The organism is Mycobacterium sp. E1715, from assembly GCF_001667625.1.
GTDB lineage: Bacteria > Actinomycetota > Actinomycetes > Mycobacteriales > Mycobacteriaceae > Mycobacterium.
Map to the genome: position 1 here is coordinate 1 of NZ_LZJJ01000431.1, position 2,757 is coordinate 2,757.

Genomic DNA, 2,757 nt, shown 5'->3' on the forward strand with positions numbered 1-2,757 from the left:
CACATCGTCGAGGCGGGCCAGCACCGCGGCGTCGTATTCCGCGTCGTCGTGGGCGTTGGGGGTGCCGCCGGGGCCGCCCTTGAGCTGCCAATCGGTCACCAGGGCTTTGAAGTCGGCGTTGACCGACCGAAAGTCGTCGTAAGCGGCCGCTATCGCGGCCCGGTCGGCGCCCCCGCGCTCTTCGTCGAGCAGCGCCGCCAGCTTGTCGCGCCCGACGGGCGTGATGCGCACCGTCGCACCGTCGGCGAGTAGGCCCGCCGCGGTCAGCCGTTCGACGATCGTGGTGACCTCAACTGGGTCGGCGTCCAAGGTGGCGGCCAGGTCGTCGGGGCGCACCCGCCCTTTCAGCCGAACCGCTTGCAGCACCGCCAATTCGCTCATGAGTCGGCCTCTCCGGCCAGGCGCAGCGCGGTAAGCATGACGACCAGCGGGGTGGCCGAGACGACGTCGGTCTGCCCGCTCTTCAGCGCCGCGGCCACCGCGGCCTCGCTGTTGTCCTCCAGCCGCAGGTAATCCCCGGCGGTGTGGGCGCGCAGCGGGCTGATCCGACGAGCGATGTCGGCGAGCTCGCGCAATTCGGGCGTGTCGTTCTCCGACCATGCGGATAGGCTCAGGTTGCCCTCGCGCACTTCGCCTTTCGCGCCGTCGACGGTGATCGATTTACCGGCCAGCGAGGCGGCCACTCCGGGGCCGCAACCCACCACGGCCACCCGCCCGAGTTCCCGGCTGACCACCGCCGCGTGGCTGGCCGCGCCGCCGACCTCGGTGACGATGCCCTGCGCGGCCAGCATGCCCGAAACGTCTTCGGGCCTGGTGTGGTCGCGTACCAGGATCACCGACTCGCCCCGTTCGGCGGCATCGAGCGCCTCGTCGACGTCGGTATAGGCCTTGCCCGACGCCACGCCCGGGCAGGCCGGCAACCCCCTGACCAAAAGCTTTGCCGCCAAGCGCGTTTCCGGTTGCAAGGCGGGCATCAACAAGGTCTGCACGTGCGCCGGCGTCACGCGCCGCAGCGTCTCGGCATCGTCGATCAGCCCCTCGTGCCGCAGCTGCAGCGCCAGGCGCACGGCGGCCTGCGCCGAGCGCTCCGCGCCGCGGGTCTGCAGCAGCCACAGCTTGCCGTCCTCGACGGTGAACTCGATCTCTTGGACGTCGAACTCGAGTCGCTCCAATCTTCTTGCGGCGTCGATCAACTCGCCGTAGACGGCCGGCTGCTCGTCGCACAGGGCGCTGATGGGTTCCACGTCGACCGAGCCTGACACCACGTCATCGCCCTGACCCCCGGGCAGCCACTCGCCCAACGGCTCGTTGTCCCCGGTGATCGGGTTGCGTGAAATCAGCACCCCCGCACCGGAATCGGGACCGTGGTTGCCGAACACCATCGCCTGGACGACGACCGCCGTGCCGCTCTGGTCGTCGACGCCGGAATGGGCGCGGTAGGCGACCGCGCGGGGTGAGTTCCACGAGGCGAACACCGCCTCGATGCCTGCGCGCAGCTGCGCGTAGGGGTCGGCGGGCACCGGCTCGTGCTCGCCGATGCCGACGATGCGCCGGTACATCCGCTCGAACCGACGGCGGGTGTCTCGGGCGAATGCCGGGGCGCCGGTGGCCAGCGCCTGCTCGACCTCATCGTTCAGGCCGAGGTCGAGGATGGTGTCCATCATGCCCGGCATCGACTGGGTGGCCCCGGAGCGCACGCTGACCAGGAGGGGATGCGGGCCGCGCCCGAACACCCGCGAGGTCTGCGCCTCCAGCCAACTCATCCGGTCGAGCACGTCGTCCCAGATGGCGTCCATCGCCGCCCGGGGGTCGGCGAGGTACCGCAGGCCGACCTCCGTGGTGATGCAGAACGCGGGCGGCACCGGCAGACCATGCCGGCGCATCGCCTCGATGCCGTGGCCCTTGTTGCCCAACAGCTCCCGCGGGTGACTCGCTGTGCCGTCCAGTAACACCACAGATTGCCCGTCAGAAGCGGCCCCAAGCGCGTCACGGCGGGCACCGCGTGCGATACGAGCCGTGGTGCACCCCCTCGTGGTGGCCGTCGAAAGGCGAACGTCGGAACGCCCGCAATGTTCCCACATGGGCCGACGGAGTTAGCTGCTCGGCGGTCCTGTTATCCGGTCGGCGCCATGATCTAGGTTTGCAGGTATGACTCCCTACGACGTCGGGTTACTGATCCTGCGGCTGGTACTGGGCGTGACGTTGGCCGCGCACGGCTACAACAAGTTCTTCGGTGGCGGACGCATCCCCGGCACCGCGCGGTGGTTCGAAAGCATCGGCATGAAGCCGGGCAAGTTTCACGCCACCGTGGCCGCCACGACCGAGATGGCCGCGGGGCTGGGCCTGGCCGCGGGGCTGCTGACACCGATCCCGGCGGCGGGCTTCGTGTCGTTGATGCTGGTGGCGGCCTGGACGGTGCACCGGGCCAACGGCTTCTTCATCGTCAAGGAGGGCTGGGAATACAACCTGGTGCTGGCGGTCAGCGCCATAGCCGTGGCCACCCTGGGCGCCGGCAAGCTCAGCCTGGACTACGTGGTGTTCGGGCACAACTGGATGGACGGCTGGCGCGGCCTGCTGATCTCGGTGGTGCTGGGCCTCGCCGGCGCGGTCGGTCAGCTGGTGATCTTCTACCGCCCGCCCGCTAAGCAGGCGGGTTAGCCAGGGGCCTCCTCGTCCTAGGCGACCGCGGCGGTCTCGGCCTCCCGGACCTCGGCGGCCGCACGCTCACCGGAACGGATCGCGCCGTCGATCCACCCG

2 protein-coding genes and 1 pseudogene are annotated in these 2,757 nt (G+C 70.0%); 1 reads left to right on the forward strand and 2 read right to left on the reverse strand.

Annotation, left to right across the window (positions count from 1 at the left end; translation table 11 throughout):
• A pseudogene (locus tag A9X03_RS20975) lies at positions 1–381 on the reverse strand (MarR family transcriptional regulator); the annotation flags it as partial.
• Positions 378–2,009 carry a pyruvate, phosphate dikinase gene (locus tag A9X03_RS20980; RefSeq protein ID WP_231975434.1) on the reverse strand — a complete coding sequence of 544 codons (1,632 nt, stop codon included), beginning with the start codon at positions 2,007–2,009 and terminating at the stop codon, positions 378–380. The pseudogene A9X03_RS20975 and the gene A9X03_RS20980, both read right to left, overlap by 4 nt.
• Positions 2,010–2,148: 139 nt before the next feature.
• Between A9X03_RS20980 and A9X03_RS20985 the strand changes: the two genes are divergently transcribed.
• Complete coding sequence (locus tag A9X03_RS20985) at positions 2,149–2,658, forward strand: DoxX family protein (RefSeq protein ID WP_067755940.1); 510 nt, start codon at positions 2,149–2,151, stop codon at positions 2,656–2,658.
• Positions 2,659–2,757 lie beyond the last annotated feature (99 nt).

Coding starts and splice junctions, on each gene's coding strand:
- A9X03_RS20985 (WP_067755940.1), top strand. CDS start 2,149: ATGACTCCCTACGACGTCGGGTTACTGATCCTGCGGCTGGTACTGGGC.